The sequence below is a fragment of the Martinezella paranaensis genome (assembly GCF_014200235.1).
GTDB lineage: Bacteria > Pseudomonadota > Alphaproteobacteria > Rhizobiales > Rhizobiaceae > Rhizobium > Rhizobium paranaense.
On record NZ_JACHBI010000003.1, the window covers coordinates 434,406 to 455,319 of the forward strand.

Sequence of the window (20,914 nt, forward strand, 5' to 3'; positions counted from 1 at the left end):
TCCTGTCTCAAACGCGTGAGGCCGTCGGATCTTTGTCCGGCGGCCTTTTCATTTTGCCGGTTCGCTGAGGCCAACCGTCGCGGCGATGAAATCGGCGATCGCAAGCGTATCGTCGAGATCGAAAACGGTCAGCGCGCCAGTGTCTTCCACTGGATGATCAGCGGCTATGGCGACGATATGCGGATCCTGCGGCGCCAAGGGCGCTCGGTTGGCGGCCTCCAGGCGACGGGCTTCGATCTTGGGGATCGGCTCGCGCTTGTAGCCTTCGATCAGGACGAGGTCGCAAGGGGCGAGCCGCGCCAGGATTTCCTCGAAGCTTGGTTCCGGCTCGCCGCGCAGTTCGTGCATGATGGCGTAGCGCGTGCCGGAGACGATGGTGACTTCATGCGCTCCGGCTTCGCGATGACGAAAGCTGTCGGCGCCGACCTTGTCGATGTCGAAGTCGTGGTGAGCATGTTTGATCGTCGAAATCTTGTAGCCGCGGCGGGTGAACTCGGTGACAAGCCGCACCGCAAGGCCGGTCTTGCCGGAGTTCTTCCAGCCGGCGATGCCGAAGATTTTGGGTCGCATCGTTGTCATGGTGTCTGCTCCAATGCCGCGAGCCATGTTTCTGCGGCGATCAGGTCATCGGGCGTGTTGACGTTGAAGAATGGATCGAGGGGACCGATCGGCGTTTGGATCATAGCAAAGTCGACCTTTCGGACAATATGGCGGGCGAGAAAATCCCTGACGCGCCGCTTATCATCACCAAGAATCCAGGTTTCGAGATCGTCGGCAATCGAGACGGGCCATAGGCCGAACACGGGATGATCGCGGCCCGACGACGCAGCTATCGCGATTTCGTCTCGGCCTTCAATCGTTTTGGCCAGCCGCGCGACGAGATCGCTCGGAAAGAATGGGCTGTCGATCGGCACGGTGGCGATATGCGAAGCCTGCGGGTGCTTTTTCGCCGCATCACGCATGGCGGTGAGCACGCCGGCAAGCGGGCCGAGCTTGCCGGGGAGGGTATCGGGAAGAAGCGGCAGCCCTACCGTATCCGACCAATCGGCATCAGCATTGAGCACGATCGATTTTCTCTGCTGCTGTCCAATGCGAGTCGCTATGCGCGCCAGAAGGCTTTCGCCGCCGAGAAGGACAAGCGCCTTATTCGCGCCCATGCGGCTGGAGCGGCCGCCGGCGAGCAGATAGGGCGGGATATCGGCGGGATTTGTGATGAAGCCGGGCATGCTGGCGACCTCAGGCGGGCACACGCGGCTCGGATTCCTGGGCGACACGCTCGGCCGCTTGCCGTTTGCTCTCCCGATAGAATGTATAGAGACCCGAGGCGATGACAATGGCGGAGCCGATCATGGTCCAGGCATCCGGCGTCTCGCCGAAGAACAGCAAGCCGAGCAATGCGGACCAAATGAGGCTTAGATAACGGAACGGTGCGACGAAGGAGATCTCGGCCGTGCGCATCGCCTGGATCACCGATTGATAGCCGACGAGCACCAGGATCGACGCGAGCAGGATGTGCGAGAACGGCGTGAAGCTGATTGGCTGCCAGCCGCCGAGCGGGGTGATCGACAAAGCGCCGAAGATGGAGATCGAAATCGCGGTTATGACCGTCACCATCAGCGACGGCACATCCTTGCTGACGCAACGCGTCGCCAGATCGCGGGCGGCGGTGGCGAACATGCTGGCGACAACGAGCAGGGCAGCCGTCGTGAAGCCATCGGGGCCGGGGCGAATGATGATGAGCACGCCGACAAAGCCGACGGTGATCGCCGTCCAGCGCCGCCAGCCGACCGGCTCCTTCAGGAACAGGGCCGCGCCTAGGGTGACGGCGAGCGGCAGGGCCTGCAGGATGGCGGAGGCGTTGGCAATCGGCATCATGCCGAGCGCGGTGATGTAGGTTATGGCCGCGATCGCTTCGCAGACGACGCGCAGCGCGATCATCGGCTGCAGAATAACTTTCCAGGAGCGCAAGGCGCCCATCTGCCATGCGAGTAGATAGACGAAGACGCTGGTAAAAAGCCCGCGGAGAAACATGATCTCACCGGCGTTCATCACCACGATGACTGATTTGGAAAGTGCGTCGCTGCAGGAAAAACCGGCCATTGCTGCGGCCATGTATAGCGCGCCCTGCGTATTCTTCGTCAGCGGCATAAAAGCGATTCCCTAGATATATGAGCTCGCTCTACTGCGGTTTTCCGCAAATGGGAATCGTTCACGGTGTAGGGGATGATCAAATTCGATGGTGCGTTGCAATGAAAATGTGAGCTGACCGCGCCAACCATTATGCCGAAATCGCGAAAATGGGACAGAATTGCTGATTTTTGGCAGATGGTACAATCTTTTAGGTTCGCGATTAATCCTTATTCAATCTAATTTCCGGACGCTCGGCTCAGTTTTGCATGAGGCAGAAGCATCTACCGCAGCGCAGCAGGGAATGACTGTCCCGCCTACGCCGGATACCAACCAATTTCATTGGGGCGTGGCATGTTCTTCATTGATCGTCTTCTGCAAAGCCGCCGTATCGTGACCAAGGTTCTTATCTTCGTCATACCGCTGGTGGTGCTGATCGCCGGTATCGGCCTGGTCGGCTATCACACGGCCAATATCCTCAACGGCCATATGACCGTGACTCGGGCGACGATCGAAAACATCAGCGATTTCGAGAATTTGCAGGCTGCTCTGCAGGAGTTCACCACGTCGCCATCCGATGAGACGCGTAAGGCACTGACTGACAAGATCGATGCGCAGGCCGCGGGCGTGCAGCGCCTGGGTGGCCTGCTCAGCAATAATCAGCGCGCCAAGATTTCCGCCGTCAGCGCTCTGGCCGACCAGATGCGCAATCAGACGACCGCTCTCTGGAATATCAAGCAAAAGCAGGACAGCGATGTCGATGCGATCCAGAAGGCCGTGTCGGGCATCGATGCCAGCGGCAAGGCAGCCGGAAAACAGATCGACATCATCCGCAAGGAATTTGGCGACAAGGAAACCTTTGCCAAGGAACTGCTTTATGATGCCGCGGCCTTCAAGGGCCTGTCGGACAAGATGAGCAAGTTGCGCATCCAGGTGCAGATGGCCACCGATTCCAATGAGGAAATCACGGATGCCCGTACCTATACCGATGCGATCCTCAAGCAGGTCGCCACGTCGAAAGCCCTGGTTTCCAAGCGCGGTGCCGCGCTGGTCGACAGCGCGGCCGATGCAGCCAATAAACTCGACGCTGTCCTAAAGGGCAGCGACACGGCCGACCAGAAGGTCGAGGCCATGGGACCGATCCTGCAGAGCTTCGTGAAGATCGAAGGGGATATGACCCTGCAATCGGCCAAGAACAGCGACACGGCTGCGGACCGCTTCGTCAGCCTCGACAAGATCATCGACAGCCAGAAAGAGTTGTTGGATCATGTCGACCAGGCGCTTGTCATGATCGATCACCTGACGCTGCATGCCGCCCGGATGGAGAATGTGCGGGACGGCGCCTCGCGGGATGCCGTTGTCGCCGATTTGAAGGATCTGCACGACGTCGGAGCGAAGATCTCGGCGCTCGGCCCGACCAATGCCACCATGCGCGATTTTGCTAGCCATACTCAGCCTCTGATCGATAGCGTGACCAAGGGTTCGGCGGATCTACTGCAGACCGCGTCCGACTGGAAAAAGACGCGGGTCGATTCCAACACGCTGCTGGCGGATGCGATGACGTCGCTGCGCAGCTTCGTTGCCCAAGCGCAGGAGATCGGCAAGGAAGACAGCGAGCGCTCCGCCAATGTTTCCGTCATTGCCATGATCCTCGGCACGCTGCTGGCCATCGTCGGCGGTCTGATGCTGGTCGAGACGCTGCGTGGACCGCTGAAGCGGGTTACGGAAATCATGACGAGGCTTGCCAGCGGCGACCTGGAAGTGGCGATCGACGGCCGCAATCGTGGCGACGAGATCGGCGATATGGTGCGCTCCGTTACCGTCTTCCGCGATGCCGCCTTGGAAAATGTCCGGCTGGAGCGGGAGGCCGAAAGCGCCCGCGCTTTGTCGGCGGAGGAAAACGCACGGCGCACCGCCGATCGCGCCCGCATTGAAGCTGAACAGAAGCAGGCGCTGAATGCGCTGGCCGATGTTCTTGCCAAGCTTGCCGACGGCAATCTGGAAGAGAGCATGCGCGAGGACCTTTCCGCTGATTTCGTCGAAATGGCCTTCACCTATAATCACGCTGTCGAAGCCCTACGCGAGACGCTGACGGATGTCCGTTACACGGCCGAGGAGATCAAGGGCGGCACAGGTAATCTCGCCGCTTCTGCCGACGATCTCGCACGCCGCACCGAGCAGCAGGCGGCGGCCCTTGAGGAAAGCTCGCGGGCTCTCCACCGTCTGAGCGAGGTCGTGCGCTCCACCGCCGACCGCGCGAAGCAGACGGCGGTCTCGGTCAACGAGACCCAGGCCTATGCAACCCAATCCGGCGAAGTCGTCGCCAAGGCCGTTGGCGCCATGAGTGAGATCAATCGTTCGTCCGAAAAGATTGTTACGATCATCGGCGTCATCGACGAGATCGCGTTCCAGACCAACCTGCTGGCACTGAATGCCGGTGTCGAAGCGGCTCGCGCCGGAGAGGCCGGTCGAGGTTTCGCCGTCGTTGCCCAAGAGGTGCGGGAACTGGCGCAGCGCTGCGCCAACGCGGCGAAGGAGATCAAGGGCCTGATTTCGGCAAGCTCCTCGCAGGTGCAGAATGGCGTCTATCTGGTCGAGCAGACCGGCGCTGCGCTCTGCGAAATCATCGGGCATGTGACCGGCGTCCAGAAGCTTGTGGCCGACATTTCCTCCGCAACGGCCGAGCAGTCGACGGGCATCGAAGAGGTGACGCGGGCGGTCGGCGAGGTCGAGCTGATCACCCAAAGAAATGCGGCGATGGTGGAAGAAAACAACGCCGAAATCCATGGCCTGCGCCAACGCGTCGACATGCTCTCCGACAAGATCGATCGTTTCCGCACCGGCGATGGCGACGGGGCGTATGAAGGCCACCATAACGGCATGGACCGGTATCGCGCCGCCTGAAGTCATATTTGAGACGATAACGATAAACGATTGAAGCGCCGGATGTCCTGTCCGGCGCTTCATCTTTGTATCGGATGGATTCAGCCGCCCGTTACGCTCATATGGCGGGCAACAGCCGGCCTGTTATGGGTGCGGTCGATGATGAAATCGTGACCCTTCGGCTTGCGGGTGATGGCTTCATCGATGGCGGCATAGACAAGCGCATCATCTTCGGTGGCGCGTAGCGCCGTGCGCAGGTCGGCGGCATCGTTCTGGCCGAGGCACATGTAAAGTGTGCCGGTGCAGGTCAGGCGGACACGATTGCAGCTCTCGCAGAAATTATGGGTCAGCGGCGTGATGAAGCCGAGACGGCCGCCGGTTTCGGCAACTTCGACATAACGGGCCGGACCGCCGGTCTTGTAGGGGATATCGGTCAGCGTGAATTGCTGTTCGAGATCGGCGCGCACTTTGGAGAGCGGCAAGTACCGGTCTGTGCGGTCCTCCTCGATCTCGCCCATCGGCATCGTCTCGATGACGGTCAGGTCCATGCCGCGGCCATGGGCGAAACGCAGCAACTCGGGTATCTCCACCTCGTTGAAGTCCTTGAGCGCCACCGCATTGAGCTTGATCTTCAGGCCGGCCTTCTGGGTGGCGTCAATCCCTTCCATCACCTTGGCGAAATCGCCCCAGCGGGTGATGGCGTGGAATTTGTCCGGGTCGAGCGTGTCGAGCGAGACATTGATGCGACGCACGCCGCAATCATAGAGTTCCTCGGCATAGCGGGAGAGCTGCGAACCATTGGTGGTCAGCGTGAGCTCCTCGAGCCCACCGTTTTGAACGCGCTTGCCGAGCTCGCGCACCAGAAACATGATGTTCTTGCGCACCAACGGCTCGCCGCCGGTCAGTCGAATCTTACGGACGCCTTTGGCAATGAAGGCGGAACAGAGCCGGTTCAGCTCCTCCAGCGTCAACAGGTCTTTCTTCGGCAGGAAGGTCATGTGTTCCGCCATGCAATAGGTGCAGCGGAAATCGCAGCGGTCGGTCACGGAGACGCGCAGATAGGTGACCGCCCGCCCGAAGGGGTCGATCATCGGTGACGCATCCGCCACCAGCGGCGATCCGTTGCCTATCGTACCGACAATGCTGTTCACGAAAACCTCCGTTGTCATGTTAATGTGTGCATAGGCGATTGTTGCGTCAAGGGAAATGCATTTTCGAATGCACTTGCGCGTGAGCGACTGGCGGCCTACTTCTCCTGGACGCATTGAAACGCATGGGAAAATCGATGAGCGACGTCTGGCCAACCGAATTGAGAGTGTCGAAGGACCGCCATCACTTGGTGGTGAGCTTCAATGACGGCGCGAGCTTCGATCTGTCGGCGGAAATGTTGCGCGTGCTGTCGCCATCGGCCGAGGTGCAGGGACATGGGCCGGGGCAAAAGATCACCGTGCCCGGCAAACGCAATGTCGGCATCATGTCCATGACGCCGACCGGCAACTATGCCGTCCGCATCGGTTTCGACGATATGCATGACAGCGGCATTTTTACCTGGGCCTATCTTCGCGAACTTGGCGAAAAAGCTTCCGAGCTTTTCGCTGCCTATGAGGCTGAACTGAAGGAAAAGGGCTTGAGCCGCGACGTGGCGGGTAAGCCGCACTAGCACTGTCAGTAGCAAGGGGGCCGGCATGGCAGGTGGGGATCCGGGAAGCTGGTTGCGCGCCAAAGGCAGCAAAAACGAAAGCAGGGTCTCTTTCGTCGAGTTGTTTTTCGATCTGGTCTTCGTCTTCTCCATCTCCCAGCTTTCGCATGCGCTCGGCGATCATTTCACGCCCCTCGGCGCTCTCGAAGCAGGCATGCTGATTTTTGCCGTCTGGTGGGTATGGATATTCACCGTCTGGGTGACGAACTGGCTCGATCCCGATCGTATGCCGGTGCGCATCATGCTTTTCGTGCTGATGTTCGCCGGGCTGGTTCTCTCAGCTTCTATTCCGGATGCCTTTGGTGAGAAGGCCGTTTTCTTCGTCGGCGCCTATGTGTTCATGCAGGTTGGCCGCTCGCTGTTTACCGTCTATGCCCTCAAGGACGTCAGCCCTGCCAATCATCGGAATTTCGTCCGTATCACCTGCTGGCTGATACTGTCTGGCATCTTCTGGGTTTCCGGCGCCGTAACGGAAGGCGAGACGCGGGTGGCGCTATGGCTCGCAGCACTCGCGATCGAATATGCCGCACCCGCCTTCGGCTTCGCCGTGCCTGGCCTTGGCAAGTCGACCGCTGCGGATTGGGATGTTTCCGGTGCACATCTCGCCGAGCGCTGTGCGCTCTTCATCATCATCTGCCTCGGCGAGGCGATCCTGCAGGCGGGCAAGACATTTGCCGAACAGCCGCTTTCGCCGCTGATCGTTGCGGTATTCGTCACCGTCTTCGTCGGCACGGTCGCCATGTGGTGGATCTATTTCCGATTCGGCCATGAACGCGCCGCCCAGCGTATCGAACGGGATGAGACACCCGGCAGCCTGGCGCGACAGGCTTTTACCTATGCGCATATTCCAATTCTGGCCGGCATCATTCTGAGCGTCGTCGGCCATGAGTTCTTATTCTCCCATCCCCATGACCCGGCCGACATGAATGCGGGAGCGGCGATCCTTGGCGGGCCGGCGGTGTTCCTGATCGGTAATCTCTGGTTCAAAGGGGCGACGACCGGCCGACCTCCGCTGTCGCACATTGCCGGTCTTGCGGGGCTAGCGCTACTGGTTCTCGCGCTCTCCCAGATCGATGTCTACCAACTCGGCATCCTCGCCACGGCCGTACTTCTCGTCGTGGCAATATGGGAATTCGCCTCGCTGAACCGTACAGTGCCGTTGGGCCGCCGGTCAAGCAATCACTGATCGCCGATTGTTTCCAGCGGCTCGCGCTCGTCCTGCAGCAACAGGCTGACGATCCGCTCCATGTGCGCCGTCATGATTTCGCATTCGTTGAGCGGCGCGTCCGAGAGCATGCGGTCGATGAGGTCGGTCTGGATGGCCATCGCTTCTTCTGTCACGCGCCGGCCTTCGCCGGTCAGATAAAGCCGCAATACGCGCTTGTCGTGCTTGTCGCCCCGACGTTCGATCAGGCCGCGTTTCTCCATTTGCGGCAATAGCATGCTCATGTTGGAGCGGCCGACCAGCAGCTTGCGGGCCAATTCCTGTTGCGAGATGCCTTCGAAGCGGAAGAGATTGACGAGAATGTCGAGATGCGGCGGCTTGATATCGAGATGGGCGAGCGCCCGACCGAGCGACTGCTGCATGAGCTGGCAGGCGCGGGCAACGGCAATCCAGCTACGAAAACGCGGATGGTCCCAGGGCAGGGATTGATTTTTATTCATCGTTGTACTTTATTGTTCATGATTGAACATTATTGGATTCCCACTATGCCATCCTTTGCGCTTAAGGTCACCCGGCTGGGCCTATCCAGCCTTGGCAGGATTTCGCCGCGACTTGCCGGCAAGGCCGCTTTCAAGCTTTTCTGCCTGACGGCGTCGCGCCGGCCGCAAGGCGCCAAGGCGGAGGCTGCGCACGCACAGGGCAGAGCGCGTCTGAATTCCGCCGAGCAGATCATGCTGTCTTTCCAAGGCGGACAGGCGATGAGCCATCGCTTAAACGGTGGTGCCAAGGGCGAGCGTAAGCGCTTTCTTGTGGTCCATGGCTGGGGATCGAGCAGCGAATACATGTCGGAACTCGCCGTCTTTCTCGCAAATACCGGTGCCGAAGTGATCTCGCTCGATCTGCCGGGCCATGGCCGCTCGCCAGGGCGCTTCCTCAATGTACGCCTCGCCGTTTCGGCTATCGCTGCGGCGGCGGAGCGATTTGGCGCCTTCGATGCCATGATCGGCCATTCCTTCGGCGGAGCTTCTATCGCACTGGCCGCGGCCGGCTTTCTGCCGGGCATCGCCCCGGTTCTGCCGGGTCGCCTAGTGCTGATCGGCGCACCGAGCGCGATGGGCTGGCTGTTCACGGATTTCGGCGGGATGATGAAGCTTGATGCCGCGGCACAGGCAGCGCTTGAGGCGGAGGTCGGTCGCGTCACCGGCAGGCCGCTCGGGGATTATGCCGCCGGACGCAGCGTTCACGATCTCGGCAGGCCCGTGCTGATCATCCATGCGGAAGACGACAAGGAAGTCAGCGCCGATCATGCCCGCGCCTATGCCACCGCGGGCGATCATGTTCGCCTTTTCTGGGCAAACGGCTTCGGTCATCGCCGTATCGTCAGCGCCGCTCCCGTGCTGGCCGCGATCGGCGAGTTCCTGGCGGAAGCGCCGGCGTCACTTCAAGAAAATGCGTTCGAAACCGACGGTGAAACGGTTATATCCTTACTTCGGACCTCGGTGAGGCGCGTGTCATAGCAGCGTCACGCCTTGCGTCTAACCCGCCGGTATCCGGATCAAAATGACGTGAGGTAACATGCGGATCATCACTTCCGTTGAAGAATTGAATGAGCTCTATGGCGGCACGAGCGAAGCATCGATCGCCAAGGTGACCACTGCGTTGACGCCACTTTATCGCCGGATGATCGAAGCATCGCCCTTCATGGCGCTGGCGACGGTAGGCACGGAAGGGTTGGATTGCTCACCGCGCGGTGACTTGGGCGGTGTCGTGCGCGTGCAGGATGACAAGACGCTTTTGCTTCCCGACTGGCGCGGCAACAATCGTGTCGATTCACTGGCCAATATCGTCAGGGATCCCCGCATAGCGCTGATGTTCCTGATTCCCAGCTCGAACACCACGATGCGCCTCAATGGCCGTGCGGTCGTCTCCATCGAGGAAAGCCTGCTGGCGAGCTTCGAGATGGAGGGCAAGCATCCGCGCAGCGTCGTGGTGATCACCATCGACGAGGTCTATTTCCAATGCGCGCGGGCCGTGATGCGTGCCGAACTCTGGAAGACGGAGACATTTATCGATCCGGCGAGCCTGCCGACGCCCGGCATGTTGCTGAAGGCGGCGAAGGGCGATTTCGATCAAGAGACCTATGACCGCGAATGGCCGGCGCGAGCCGCCAAAAGCATGTGGTAATAAAAATCCGCCGGCGCGCCAGGAAGAGCGGCGCCGGCGGATTGGCTCTAGTTCTGATTTCAGCTCTAGCTTTTGTAGATTAGCCAGCTTTTCGTGAAGTCTTTCTGCATACCGTCTTGGTAGATACTGCTACAGTTACGGCCGGCGTTCTTGGCGCTATAGAGCGCAATGTCGGTCTTGCTGTAGAGTTCGCCGGGATCTCCGGCTTCCGAGGCCATGCAGATGCCGAGCGAAAGAGTGATCGGCCCGTAGTTGACTCCGGTGCGGGAGTTCTTGAACGGCGTTGCCTCGAGTGCACGGCGGATACGTTCGCAGACCGCCATGACCTCTTCCCGCGTGCCTTCCAGGATCAGCGCGAATTCCTCGCCGCCGGTACGGGCGACGAAGGCGTCGCGGCGGACATTGGCACGGATGAGAGAGGCGACGGTCGCGAGGATCTTGTCGCCGACCGGATGACCGTAGGTGTCGTTGATCTTCTTGAAGTAATCGATATCGGCCAGCACTAGCGCAGTGACGGGGCGGGCCATCTGATTGTCGAAGATGGTGGCCAGGCGATCATCGAAGGCGCGGCGATTGGAGAGTCGCGTCAGAGAGTCGGTATTGGCGATACGCTTGTATTCGTCCAACTCCTTGCGCACCTGGTCCATTTCGTGGCTGCGCTGGGCGACATTCTCGACGGTCTTTTCGCCGTGCGCCATGGTGTCGCCGGTCGCTTCCGCCAGCATGTCGATGGCGCTGCGTAGCAGGTCGACGCTGTTGTTGTTCTTGGACGTGATACGTTCGCACGTTTCGCCCAGCAGCCGATTGTAGCTTTCGAGTGAAGTCTGTTCTTGCCGCAGCGTGCGCAGTACAGCATCGAGCTCCGTGATCAGGCGGGTGTGAGCGTCGTCGAAAATCCGGCCGGCATGGTGGGCGAAGTGCTGGGCGCCGAGTGCGTCCAATTCTTCCTGCGTGGCGTTGCTGCCAAGCGCGGCAAGCTCGCGGGTCAAGGCAGGATTGGAACCAATATAGGCTTCATAGAAAAGTTCGTAATTGCGCGGGATCGGCGCGACCCCCATGGATCGCATGGCATAGGTAATCTGTCCTGCCACGTCGGGAACTTGCGCCTTGGGCGCAACCACCGTACTCATCGGCGAACTCCATTAAATGATTTCATGAAAGCACTGTTTTTACTTAGCCTAAGATTCTTTGAAAAAGATTAAGGCAATGAATATAAAATCTTACATGAAATCGGACAGAGAAATAACTTTACTGTGAAGAAGAAATGCTTGCAAAAAGAAGGCGCCAAGATGGCGCCTTCTTTTATGTGATTAGTGATAAAGGTCAGCCGAGATTGAGTTCTTGGAAGAAATCGTTGCCCTTGTTATCGATAACTATAAAGGCCGGGAAGTCTTCAACTTCGATTTTCCAGACTGCTTCCATGCCGAGCTCGGGATATTCCAACACCTCGACCTTTTTGATGCAGTCCTGAGCGAGACGGGCGGCCGGGCCACCGATCGAGCCGAGATAGAAACCGCCATGTGCCTTGCAGGCCTCGCGCACGGCGCGCGAGCGGTTACCCTTGGCGAGCATTACCATGGAGCCGCCGAAGGACTGGAACTGGTCCACGTAGCTGTCCATACGCCCGGCCGTCGTCGGGCCGAAGGAACCGGAGGCGTAGCCGGCGGGCGTCTTGGCAGGGCCAGCGTAGTAAACCGGGTGATTCTTCAGATAGTCCGGCATGCCCTGACCCTTTTCCAGGCGCTCGCGGATCTTTGCGTGCGCAAGGTCGCGGGCGACGATGATCGTGCCGGTCAGCGAGAGGCGGGTCTTGACCGGATGCTGCGACAGTTCCGCCAGGATCTCGGCCATCGGCTTGTTGAGGTCGATGCGGACCATCGATTCGGAAAGCTTGGCCTCGTCGATTTCGGGCATGTATTTCGACGGATCGGTTTCGAGCTGCTCGATGAAGATACCGTCGCGCGTGATCTTGCCCTTGGCCTGACGATCGGCGGAACAGGAGACGCCAAGGCCGATCGGCAGAGAAGCGCCATGACGGGGCAGGCGGATGACGCGGACGTCGTGGCAGAAATATTTGCCGCCGAACTGCGCACCGACGCCGAGGCTCTGCGTCAGCTTATGGATTTCCTTTTCCATTTCGATATCCCGGAAGGCGTGCCCGCTTTCGGAGCCTTCCGCGGGAAGACAGTCGAGATAGCGCGTCGAGGCAAGCTTGACCGTTTTGAGGTTCATCTCCGCCGACGTGCCGCCGATGACGATCGCCAGATGGTAGGGGGGACAGGCAGCCGTGCCGAGCGTCAGGATCTTTTCCTTGAGGAAATCCAGCATGCGATCGTGGGTGAGCAGCGACGGCGTGCCCTGATAGAGGAAGGTTTTGTTGGCCGAGCCGCCGCCCTTGGCGACGAAGAGGAATTCGTAGGCGTCGGTGCCTTCTTCGTAGATGTCGATCTGGGCGGGGAGATTGTTCTTGGTGTTCTTTTCCTCGAACATCTTGATGGGCGCGAGCTGCGAATAGCGCAGGTTCTTCTTCTCGTAGGCGTCGAGCACGCCCTTTGCCAGAGCCGCGCTGTCGCCGCCTTCGGTCCAGACGCGACGGCCTTTCTTGCCCATGATGATCGCGGTGCCGGTGTCCTGGCACATGGGCAGCACACCGCCGGCGGCGATATTGGCGTTTTTCAGCAGATCATAGGCAACGAAGCGGTCGTTATCGGTGGCTTCGGGGTCTTCTAGGATCGAGGCCAACTGCTTCAGGTGACCGGGGCGCAGCAGGTGATTGATATCCGCGAAAGCCGTCTCGGCGAGCAGGCGGATGCCTTCCGGGTCCACAGTCAGGATTTCCTGGCCCTTGAACGTGTCTACGGAGACGTAGTCGCCGGAAATCTTGCGATAGGGAGTGGCGTCGTCGCCGAGGGGAAAGAGATCGTCAGCCATGCGGGGGACCTTTCAATGCCTTGATGTGGCGGAGGAGACGTTTGCGAACGGTCTAAATCCGGCAAGGGTCAAATGCAATTGGTTGGATGCTATCTCGAAATTTCAAAAGGGAGGTTGTCATAGGGCATACGCGGGTCGGGTGGATTTTCCGGTGGGGAAATCTTGTGCCGGCCCCCTCACCCTAGCCCTCTGCCCGCATGCGGGCAGAGGGGACGGCCGTGCAAGACAATGGCGTTGGGAAATTCATAGTTTAACGAGGTAAACTCCCTCGCCCCGCATGAGCGGGATAGGGTTGGGGTGAGGGGGCCGGCAGACCATTGCGTCAGCCGGAAACCTGCCTGACGATCAATAAACGGGGAATTCACTTCGGCCCAATCATCGTTTCCGGACGAACAATTGCATCATAATCTTCTGCCGAGACCAGACCGCTCGCCAAAGCCTCCTCCTTCAACGTCGTACCATTCTTATGGGCCGTCTTGGCAATCTTGGCGGCATTGTCGTAGCCGATTTTCGGAGCGAGCGCTGTCACCAGCATCAGTGAACGCTCCAGGCCGGCCTTGATATTGTCCTCGCGCGCCTCGATGCCGACGACGCAATTGTCGGTGAAGGAAACGGCGGCGTCGCCGAGCAGTTGGACCGACTGCAGGAAGTTATAGGCCATCATCGGATTGTAGACGTTCAGCTCGAAATGACCCTGGCTGTCGGCAAAGGTCAGCGCGGTATTGTTGCCGAAGATGTGAATGCAGACCTGCGTTAGCGCCTCGCACTGCGTTGGATTGACTTTGCCCGGCATGATCGACGAGCCAGGCTCGTTTTCCGGCAAAGCCAGCTCGCCAAGGCCGGAGCGGGGGCCGGAGCCGAGCAGGCGGATATCGTTGGCGATCTTGAAGAGAGCGGCGGCAGCGGCATTGATGGCGCCATGGCTGAAGACCATCGAATCATGGGCGGCTAAGGCCTCGAACTTGTTCGGCGCGGTGACAAAGGGCAGGCCGGTGATCTCGGCGATCTCGTTCGCCACCTTTTCCGCAAAGCCGATCGGCGCGTTGAGGCCCGTTCCGACGGCCGTGCCGCCCTGTGCGAGTTCGCAAAGGCCCGGCAGTGTCAGTTCGATCCGCTTGATCGAAGACGCAACCTGGGCGGCATAGCCGGAAAACTCCTGGCCAAGCGTCAGTGGCGTGGCGTCCTGCGTGTGGGTGCGGCCGATCTTGATGATGTGGGCGAAGTCCGAAACCTTCTTTTCCAAGGCGGCATGCAGATGCCGCAGAGCCGGCAGCAGATGATGGACGATCTGCTCGGCGCAGGCGATATGCATCGCTGTCGGGTAGGTGTCGTTCGACGACTGGCTCATATTGACGTGATCGTTCGGATGCACCGGCTTCTTCGAGCCCATGACGCCGCCCAGCATTTCAATCGCGCGGTTCGAGATCACCTCATTGGCATTCATGTTCGACTGCGTGCCGGAGCCTGTTTGCCAGACGACCAGCGGGAAATGCTCGTTGAGCTTGCCGTCGATCACTTCCTGCGCCGCCTCGGCGATCACTTTACCGAGAGCGGGATCCAACTGGCTAAGCTCCACATTGGCGCGGGCGGCGGCCTGCTTCACAATACCGAGGGCACGTACGATCGACAGAGGCTGCTTCTCCCAGCCGATCTTGAAGTTGCCGAGCGAGCGCTGTGCCTGCGCGCCCCAATAGCGGTCGCTTGCCACTTCGATCGGGCCAAAAGTGTCGGTTTCGGTGCGGGTGGAGGTCATTGTCCCTGGTCCTGCTTTTCCGTTGAAAAGGATAGCTGTCATATAGGTCCGAACAATGCGCAAGGAAACAGCGGAAGGAGATTTTATGAGTGTTTCTATCATGTTTTTGACACGATAAGGAAGGCCGTGTTCTTTTTAACACGCTCGATAGATATTCTTCAGAGCGTCTTTATTGCCACTCAAAAACCGCGCGAAAATTCAATAAAAAATTAACTAATAATTTCATAATTTTGTGTGAACTAAACCGCGAAGTTCGCTTTCGCTTTTTCACACAAAGTTGAGGCATTGAACGAAAGACGGGGTCTGGCCGTTTTAATTCTAATGGTTAAACGGTGTTTGGAACATCGCGGCCGAGTTGATTGGAAAACAGCACCATCTGTCTCGAAACTACCGCTTGATACAGGGACTGATTAGAGAATGAAACTTGTCACCAAAGCCGCAGCATCCGTTCTGGCTCTTTCCTGCTGCATCGCCGCCGGCGCGACGTCCGCAAATGCAATGTCTCTCATGGACTTCATTCGCGGCGGGCAGGGACGCCAGCAGAGCACGCAAATCTCCGCCCCGGTCACGGCCAATCAGGCACCGACTGGTCTTGGCGCCGATGCGCCAGTACAGGCAAAAGAGCCGCTGCCCAGCGTCAGTGCGCCTAAATATTATACCTACAAACCCGATCCCATGCGCCTCGTGGCATCGAACCGCTTTGCCGATCCGGTGGTAACTGGCGCGGTCGCCGACGCATCCGCTACGCCGGTTGCGGTCGACACCAGCGCTTCGCAGCGTCGCTATCTGACCGAAGCTCGCGTGATGGCGACGAATGACGTCGCCAAGGCGCTCGAGGCTTACTATGCCGATCAGAGCAAGCCGCTCGTTTGGGTTGCCGACAACGCAGTCGGTGACAAGGCGAAGGCTGCCATGGCTGTTCTGGCCGATGCCGGCTCCGTTGGCCTTGATCCTGCCGACTATGCTGTCCAAGCGCCGAGCTTCGATCCGGCAAGCGTCGATCCGACGATGCGTGACCGCGCGTTGATGCAATTCGAACTTGCACTTTCCGGCAAGGTGCTGATGTTCGTTCAGGACACGATCCGCGGCCGTCTCGACCCGAACAAGATCTCCGGTTATCACGATTTCAAGCGCAAGGACGTCAATCTGACGCCGGTTCTCGGCCTGCTGCGTGCAAGCCCGGATGTCGCCGCCTATCTCAACAGCCGTAGCCCTTCGAACCAGGAGTTCGGGGAGCTGAAGGCTGAGCTTGCCAAGCTTCGCGCCGAAAGCGGCAATGACAGCACGCACATCTCCATCTCGTTGAGCGGCACCCTAAAGCCGGGCGGCAGTTCGCCGGAAATGGCCAACATCGTCAAGGCTATCCAGCATCGCGGCTCGGATGCGCTGAAGGTCAAGAACGCCGTGACGCTCGCTGCCTACAAGGGCACGCCGGACTATACGCCGGAGCTCGTCACGCTCGTCGAAGACTTCCAGAAGGAAAAGGGCCTGACGTCTGATGGCGTCATCGGCCAGTCTTCCGTTCGCGCCATGGTTGGCGAAAACAACGACTCGAAGATCCAGAAACTGGTCATCGCCATGGAGCAGTTGCGTTGGCTGCCGACTGAACTCGGCCCGCGCTACGTCTTCATCAACCAGCCGGCCTTCATGGTCTACTACCACAACAACAATCACGAACAACTGTCGATGCGCGTCGTCGTGGGCGGCAAGGAGCATCAGACCTTCTTCTTCGAAGATCAGGTCCAGACGGTCGAGTTCAACCCGTTCTGGGGCGTTCCGCAGTCGATCATCATCAACGAAATGCTGCCGAAGCTGCGCGCCGATCCGAACTATCTCGATCGCATGGGTTACCAGGTCGAAGTTGGTGGCCATGCCGTCGCGTCCACCAGCGTTGACTGGTATGGCTCGACGAAGAACGTCTCCGTCCGCCAGCCGCCGAGCAGCGACAATGCGCTGGGCGAGCTGAAGATCCTTTTCCCGAATTCGCATGCGATCTACATGCATGACACACCGCAGAAGAGCTTCTTCAAGAAGGATATGCGCGCGCTCAGCCACGGCTGCGTCCGTCTTGCAGATCCGCGTGCCATGGCTGCTGCCGTGCTGAACACGACGGTCGATGATATCGCAAAGCAGATCGCCACCGGCCAGAACAAAGCCGTGCCCGTGCCGCAGAAGTTCCCGATCTACATCGCCTACTTCACGGCTTGGCCGAACAAGGATGGCGTCGTGCAGTATTTCAACGACGTCTACGATCGCGATGCGGCAACGCAGAAGGCGCTCGACGCGACGACCAAGGCGCGCACCGCACAGATTTGATTGCGGATGAACTTTAAGAATACCGAGAGGCGGTCCATTGGACCGCCTTTTGTCATTTAAGTGCTTGGACCTGCAATCCTCGCGTGGATGCACGCGAAGAGGTTTCGTGTAAAGCCGAGGTAAATAAAAAAAAGGCTGGCTGGCGCTATTCCTTTGTTTCGATCCGCCATTCATGGGCGCCGAAGGTGACGTCAAAGCGCGAGAGGAACGAACGGCCGAGCAGACCGTCGATGGCACCGCCAAGTGCCATATCGTCGTTGAAGACGACGGTGGCGACGTCATTAGCCTCGACGCGTCCAATTTTCACCAGAGCCGCAGACGTTCGCGTGCCTTGCGATACGCCGTTGGCCGTCTGCAGCAAGATGTCGTTGGCGGAATCGACTTGCAGGTTGGCGCGGGACGCGAACGCCTTGGTGACGCTGACGAATCCGGCGCCGGTGTCGACTATGAAATTGCCACTGACGCCATTGATCGACACTTTGGCAACGATGACGTTCTTGCCCTGCGTTGGGAAACGATCGCTGCCTGTCGCATAGGTGGACGTACATTTTCCTTGTGCGGCATAGTTCTTGATGATGCCACGCACGACAGGGGTGTCGTTCCGATCAGGGTTGATCGAGATCCAGCTCTCCAGCGGAGTGATCGCCGCGCAATAGTCGCCGAGCGCACGGTAGCTGTCGGAAATGCCCTCATAGGTGAGGCTGTTCAGGTTTGCCACGTTCTCTGTGAGGCCGATAACTGAATAGTAGTCGCCGATGGCGTCGCGATATTTCTTTGCTCTTTGCCGGATTTGCGCTCGCAGGAAATGGTAATCCGGCACGCCCGGCGTCATCGTGATCAAGTCATTGGCGACCTTCAGCGCTTGGTCGAATTCGCTCAGATTAAGAAGAATGCTCGCCGCACTCTGAAGGGCAACATTGGAGGGGGTGCACTTATTGGAAAACGCCACAAGCACGATCGCAGCCTCGTGGCGATAACCCTGTGCCTGTAATTCCGTGCCGAATTGGTAGAGCGCGTTCCAATCACATGGCTCGCGACGCAGCATGTCAAGATAGGTGGACATCGGGTTACGACCGGCAACGACATTCGGCAGCGGATCGATATCGTACTGCTTATAGACGGCCAGCAACGCCGGATCCGGCTTCGCTGCTACCACCTTCTCGGCGTAACCAATAATGCGATCGCCATAGATGTAAGATGCAATGCCGGCGCAGAGCGCGATGCAAATTAGAACGGTGCGGAAGATGGGTGCGAAAGGCCCTTTGCGAGAGGGCAGTCTACCGGCATTGCGGTCTTCTGGGTCTGCTATGAGCAAGCGTGCGCTCCGCTGTCGAGATGCGTTGTACACTTCATCTTCGACGCACACCAAGCCGGATCATCTGTTGCAAAACCGGCCGATCGTTTCGTTTGAGCTGAGGCGTGAATGAGTTGTGGCGCAGGAGCGCGAATTACGCAAGACCCGCTACAACTCTAAGAAAAAAGACAGCGCTGGCGATTTTACGATCTGACGTTTCGCTGCTCTATGCAGCCAGCAGTCCGCGAACGAGGTCGGGTGTCAATTCGTCGTAATGCGTGATGACCCGGCTCGGTCCCAATGTTTCGACGCCGACATCGGAATAGCCGAAGGGCACGGCGATCGAAGGCACACCGGCATTGTGGGCGACCAATATGTCGTTGGCGCTGTCGCCGACCATGACTGTGCGGGAAAGTGTTCCGCCGGCGCGCTCGATGGTGCCGATCAGATGCTGTGCATCCGGCTTGCGGACGGTGAAGGTGTCGCCGCCGGTGATGACGTCGAAATAATGCGTCAGGTTCAGCCGCTCGATCAGCGTCACCGCCAGTTTTTCCAGCTTGTTCGTGCAGACCGCCAGACCAAAGCCTGCGGCCTTCAGCGCATCCATGGCGTTGACGATGCCGGGGAAAGGCTTGCTGTCGCCGGGCATGGTGTCGGTATAAAAAGCGATGAAGCGCTGCAGCAGCGGCGGCAGATCGCCGGATTCGAGCGGATGGCCGCGCAGGCGGCAGGCCCGTTCGATCATGGCTTGCGCGCCGTGCCCGACGAGATGCGTCAGGTTTTCGTAATTGACTGGAGCGAGATCGAGGCTGGCGATCGTATGGTTGAGGCTCGCGATGAGATCGGGCGCGGTGTCGATCAATGTGCCGTCGAGATCGAATACGACAAGGGGAGATTTCACGAGCAATCAGCCTTTGGGTAAGAAGAAGCAGGTCTTTTCGAGTTAAAAGATCAGGCTGGCAATTGCAACCAAAGCCTCTTTAAGCCCTGCCGAATATGGTCGCGGATTTCTATGAGGCGCCGTTATTTTGGCTTTCGTTTGCGGGGAGAGCCGTGTAAACAGCACTCCAACGTAACAATCGGGAGCAGGTGGCGCATGGACGCCCGCCAATTGAAGATCGAAGCTGCTAGAGCGGCTCTGGCCCATGTCGAAAGCGGCATGCGGCTCGGGATTGGCACGGGCAGCACGGCGGAAGAATTCGTTCGGTTGCTTGCCGAGAAGGTTGAGGCTGGCCTCGTGATCGAGGGCGTTCCGACCTCCGAGCGTACGGCAAAGCTCTGCGTCGAACTCGGCGTGCCGCTGAAGTCGCTCGATGAGCTTCCCGAGCTTGACCTTACCATCGACGGTGCCGATGAACTGGACGGCGCGCTGCGGCTGATCAAGGGCGGCGGCGGTGCTTTGCTGCGGGAAAAAATCGTCGCAGCTTCATCGGCCCGGATGATCGTCATTGCCGACCAGAGCAAGGTCGTCGAGACGCTTGGCGCGTTTCCGCTGCCGATCGAGGTCAATCCGTTCGGCCTCGTTTCCACGCGTATCAAGATCGAGAAGGCGGCATCCCGCCTTGGCCTCTCCGGGGCGCTCAGCCTGCGCCAGTCGGGCGATGGTAACTTCCTTACCGACGGTGGGCATTTCATTATCGACGCATCTTTTGGCCGCATTCCTGATGCAGAGGCGCTGTCGATTGAGCTGCATTCGATTCCCGGTGTTGTCGAACACGGGCTCTTCATCAACATGGCGACACTTGCGATCATTGCCGGTCCTGCCGGCGCACGCACGTTGCAGGCGAACAATACATAGGAGCACTGAACTCATGATCAAAATAGCGGGTCTTGGCCGTTTTGCCGCTGCGACCATCGTTCTTTCGGGAATCGCGCTCGGTTCCGCCAGCGCTCAGGAAGTCTCGGAAGAGCAGATCAAGGCCGCGCGGGCGGCAATCACCGCGCTCGGCATCACGAACCAGTTCGACAACATCCTGCCGAATCTCGCCGAGCAATTGAAGAGCACGATGATCCAGGCGAACCCGAACTTCGGTGACGCCATCAATTCGTCCGTCGATGCAACCGCACTTGCTCTGGCGCCGCGCCGCGCCGATCTCGAGCGGGAAGCTGCCGTGACCTATGCGAAGGCTTTTAGCACCGACGAACTGAAAGCGATTGCCGATTTCTACAACTCGCCGGCTGGCAAGAAGCTTCTCAAGGACGGCCCGATCGCAACGCGCGCGCTTTACAAGGCTGCCGATATCTGGGGGCAGGGCATCTCGCGGGATCTCGCCAACCAAAGCAGTGACGCTCTGCAGAAGGTTGTGAAGGCCCCGATCGCTCCCGTGCCGACGGACGCCACCGACAACGCTCAGCAGGCACCGGCGACGGCTCCAGCACAGAAGCCGGCAGCGAAGCAGAAGTAAGCTTGATCCTTTCCACGATCTCCACATTTTTCGGGATCGCGGACTAGACCTTCGAATTTCAAAGCCCGGATATCGTTCCGGGCTTTTCTTTTTGCCCTTCGAAATCCTATATCAGTGCCGATCCTTTGTCGGTGCGTTGCGTGCCGTTTCATTTCTG

18 protein-coding genes are annotated in these 20,914 nt (G+C 59.1%); 8 read left to right on the plus strand and 10 right to left on the minus strand.

Annotated elements, in window-relative coordinates; genetic code table 11:
* Positions 1–48: 48 nt before the first annotated feature.
* From mobB to GGD50_RS11015, 3 genes are read right to left on the minus strand one after another with little or no spacing between them, the layout of a single operon-like run.
* Complete coding sequence (mobB, locus tag GGD50_RS11005) at positions 49–579, minus strand: molybdopterin-guanine dinucleotide biosynthesis protein B (RefSeq protein ID WP_107108274.1); 531 nt, start codon at positions 577–579, stop codon at positions 49–51.
* Complete coding sequence (gene mobA, locus GGD50_RS11010) at positions 576–1,226, minus strand: molybdenum cofactor guanylyltransferase MobA (RefSeq protein ID WP_107108538.1); 651 nt, start codon at positions 1,224–1,226, stop codon at positions 576–578. The genes mobB and mobA overlap by 4 nt, the downstream gene beginning before the upstream one ends.
* A 10-nt stretch (positions 1,227–1,236) precedes the next feature.
* Positions 1,237–2,148, minus strand: coding sequence for a DMT family transporter (locus tag GGD50_RS11015; RefSeq protein ID WP_107108273.1), 912 nt, complete (start codon positions 2,146–2,148; stop codon positions 1,237–1,239).
* 333 nt (positions 2,149–2,481) lie between these two features.
* On the opposite strand from GGD50_RS11015, the gene GGD50_RS11020 reads away from it, so the two are divergent.
* On the plus strand, positions 2,482–5,031 hold the full coding sequence (locus tag GGD50_RS11020; RefSeq protein WP_107108272.1) for a methyl-accepting chemotaxis protein: 2,550 nt from the start codon (positions 2,482–2,484) through the stop codon (positions 5,029–5,031).
* 80 nt (positions 5,032–5,111) lie between these two features.
* On the opposite strand, the gene moaA is transcribed toward GGD50_RS11020, so the two are convergent.
* A complete protein-coding gene (gene moaA, locus GGD50_RS11025) occupies positions 5,112–6,161 on the minus strand; it encodes a GTP 3',8-cyclase MoaA (protein ID WP_107108537.1) in 1,050 nt (349 codons plus the stop codon).
* Positions 6,162–6,295: 134 nt separating this feature from the next.
* Between moaA and GGD50_RS11030 the strand changes: the two genes are divergently transcribed.
* Together GGD50_RS11030 and GGD50_RS11035 are read left to right on the plus strand one after the other, a co-directional pair.
* Positions 6,296–6,670: a gamma-butyrobetaine hydroxylase family protein gene (locus tag GGD50_RS11030; RefSeq protein WP_107108271.1), complete on the plus strand. Its 375-nt coding sequence runs from the start codon at positions 6,296–6,298 to the stop codon at positions 6,668–6,670.
* A 25-nt stretch (positions 6,671–6,695) separates the two neighbouring features.
* A complete protein-coding gene (locus GGD50_RS11035; RefSeq protein WP_107108270.1) occupies positions 6,696–7,895 on the plus strand; it encodes a low temperature requirement protein A in 1,200 nt (399 codons plus the stop codon).
* Here the strand turns inward: GGD50_RS11035 and GGD50_RS11040 are convergent.
* Positions 7,889–8,374, minus strand: coding sequence for a MarR family winged helix-turn-helix transcriptional regulator (locus GGD50_RS11040; RefSeq protein WP_107108269.1), 486 nt, complete (start codon positions 8,372–8,374; stop codon positions 7,889–7,891). The genes GGD50_RS11035 and GGD50_RS11040 overlap by 7 nt on opposite strands.
* Before the next feature lie 45 nt (positions 8,375–8,419).
* Here GGD50_RS11040 and GGD50_RS11045 point away from each other — a divergent pair, with 45 nt between their 5' ends.
* Positions 8,420–9,391, plus strand: coding sequence for an alpha/beta hydrolase (locus GGD50_RS11045; protein ID WP_107108268.1), 972 nt, complete (start codon positions 8,420–8,422; stop codon positions 9,389–9,391).
* Between the two features lie 58 nt (positions 9,392–9,449).
* Positions 9,450–10,058 carry a pyridoxamine 5'-phosphate oxidase family protein gene (locus GGD50_RS11050; protein WP_107108267.1) on the plus strand — a complete coding sequence of 203 codons (609 nt, stop codon included), beginning with the start codon at positions 9,450–9,452 and terminating at the stop codon, positions 10,056–10,058.
* Positions 10,059–10,123: 65 nt separating this feature from the next.
* Here GGD50_RS11050 and GGD50_RS11055 read toward each other — a convergent pair whose 3' ends face one another.
* The 3 genes from GGD50_RS11055 to fumC all read right to left on the minus strand — a co-directional run bounded on the left by GGD50_RS11055 (position 10,124) and on the right by fumC (position 14,742).
* On the minus strand, positions 10,124–11,188 hold the full coding sequence (locus tag GGD50_RS11055; protein WP_107108266.1) for a GGDEF domain-containing protein: 1,065 nt from the start codon (positions 11,186–11,188) through the stop codon (positions 10,124–10,126).
* Between the two features lie 193 nt (positions 11,189–11,381).
* On the minus strand, positions 11,382–12,989 hold the full coding sequence (locus tag GGD50_RS11060; RefSeq protein ID WP_107108265.1) for a fumarate hydratase: 1,608 nt from the start codon (positions 12,987–12,989) through the stop codon (positions 11,382–11,384).
* 361 nt (positions 12,990–13,350) lie between these two features.
* Positions 13,351–14,742, minus strand: coding sequence for a class II fumarate hydratase (fumC, locus tag GGD50_RS11065; RefSeq protein ID WP_107108264.1), 1,392 nt, complete (start codon positions 14,740–14,742; stop codon positions 13,351–13,353).
* A gap of 417 nt (positions 14,743–15,159) precedes the next feature.
* On the opposite strand from fumC, the gene GGD50_RS11070 reads away from it, so the two are divergent.
* Positions 15,160–17,058: a L,D-transpeptidase family protein gene (locus GGD50_RS11070; RefSeq protein WP_107108263.1), complete on the plus strand. Its 1,899-nt coding sequence runs from the start codon at positions 15,160–15,162 to the stop codon at positions 17,056–17,058.
* 145 nt (positions 17,059–17,203) lie between these two features.
* Here GGD50_RS11070 and GGD50_RS11075 read toward each other — a convergent pair whose 3' ends face one another.
* Positions 17,204–18,373, minus strand: a complete 1,170-nt coding sequence (locus GGD50_RS11075; RefSeq protein ID WP_107108262.1) for a retroviral-like aspartic protease family protein — start codon at positions 18,371–18,373, stop codon at positions 17,204–17,206.
* Positions 18,374–18,578: 205 nt separating this feature from the next.
* A complete protein-coding gene (locus GGD50_RS11080) occupies positions 18,579–19,253 on the minus strand; it encodes an HAD family hydrolase (protein WP_107108536.1) in 675 nt (224 codons plus the stop codon).
* 195 nt (positions 19,254–19,448) lie between these two features.
* Between GGD50_RS11080 and rpiA the strand changes: the two genes are divergently transcribed.
* Both rpiA and GGD50_RS11090 read left to right on the plus strand, forming a co-directional pair.
* On the plus strand, positions 19,449–20,150 hold the full coding sequence (gene rpiA, locus GGD50_RS11085; protein ID WP_107108261.1) for a ribose-5-phosphate isomerase RpiA: 702 nt from the start codon (positions 19,449–19,451) through the stop codon (positions 20,148–20,150).
* Between the two features lie 13 nt (positions 20,151–20,163).
* A complete protein-coding gene (locus tag GGD50_RS11090; RefSeq protein ID WP_107108260.1) occupies positions 20,164–20,757 on the plus strand; it encodes a DUF2059 domain-containing protein in 594 nt (197 codons plus the stop codon).
* The last annotated feature ends 157 nt before the right edge of the window (positions 20,758–20,914 follow it).

What these genes read in the sequence shown, in the direction of transcription:
- mobB (WP_107108274.1), bottom strand. Translation starts at nt 579, where the DNA reads ATGACAACGATGCGACCCAAAATCTTCGGCATCGCCGGCTGGAAGAAC.
- mobA (WP_107108538.1), bottom strand. Translation starts at nt 1,226, where the DNA reads ATGCCCGGCTTCATCACAAATCCCGCCGATATCCCGCCCTATCTGCTC.
- GGD50_RS11015 (WP_107108273.1), bottom strand. Translation starts at nt 2,148, where the DNA reads ATGCCGCTGACGAAGAATACGCAGGGCGCGCTATACATGGCCGCAGCA.
- GGD50_RS11020 (WP_107108272.1), top strand. Translation starts at nt 2,482, where the DNA reads ATGTTCTTCATTGATCGTCTTCTGCAAAGCCGCCGTATCGTGACCAAG.
- GGD50_RS11030 (WP_107108271.1), top strand. Translation starts at nt 6,296, where the DNA reads ATGAGCGACGTCTGGCCAACCGAATTGAGAGTGTCGAAGGACCGCCAT.
- GGD50_RS11035 (WP_107108270.1), top strand. Translation starts at nt 6,696, where the DNA reads ATGGCAGGTGGGGATCCGGGAAGCTGGTTGCGCGCCAAAGGCAGCAAA.
- GGD50_RS11040 (WP_107108269.1), bottom strand. Translation starts at nt 8,374, where the DNA reads ATGAATAAAAATCAATCCCTGCCCTGGGACCATCCGCGTTTTCGTAGC.
- GGD50_RS11045 (WP_107108268.1), top strand. Translation starts at nt 8,420, where the DNA reads ATGCCATCCTTTGCGCTTAAGGTCACCCGGCTGGGCCTATCCAGCCTT.
- GGD50_RS11050 (WP_107108267.1), top strand. Translation starts at nt 9,450, where the DNA reads ATGCGGATCATCACTTCCGTTGAAGAATTGAATGAGCTCTATGGCGGC.
- GGD50_RS11055 (WP_107108266.1), bottom strand. Translation starts at nt 11,188, where the DNA reads ATGAGTACGGTGGTTGCGCCCAAGGCGCAAGTTCCCGACGTGGCAGGA.
- GGD50_RS11060 (WP_107108265.1), bottom strand. Translation starts at nt 12,989, where the DNA reads ATGGCTGACGATCTCTTTCCCCTCGGCGACGACGCCACTCCCTATCGC.
- fumC (WP_107108264.1), bottom strand. Translation starts at nt 14,742, where the DNA reads ATGACCTCCACCCGCACCGAAACCGACACTTTTGGCCCGATCGAAGTG.
- GGD50_RS11070 (WP_107108263.1), top strand. Translation starts at nt 15,160, where the DNA reads ATGAAACTTGTCACCAAAGCCGCAGCATCCGTTCTGGCTCTTTCCTGC.
- rpiA (WP_107108261.1), top strand. Translation starts at nt 19,449, where the DNA reads ATGGACGCCCGCCAATTGAAGATCGAAGCTGCTAGAGCGGCTCTGGCC.
- GGD50_RS11090 (WP_107108260.1), top strand. Translation starts at nt 20,164, where the DNA reads ATGATCAAAATAGCGGGTCTTGGCCGTTTTGCCGCTGCGACCATCGTT.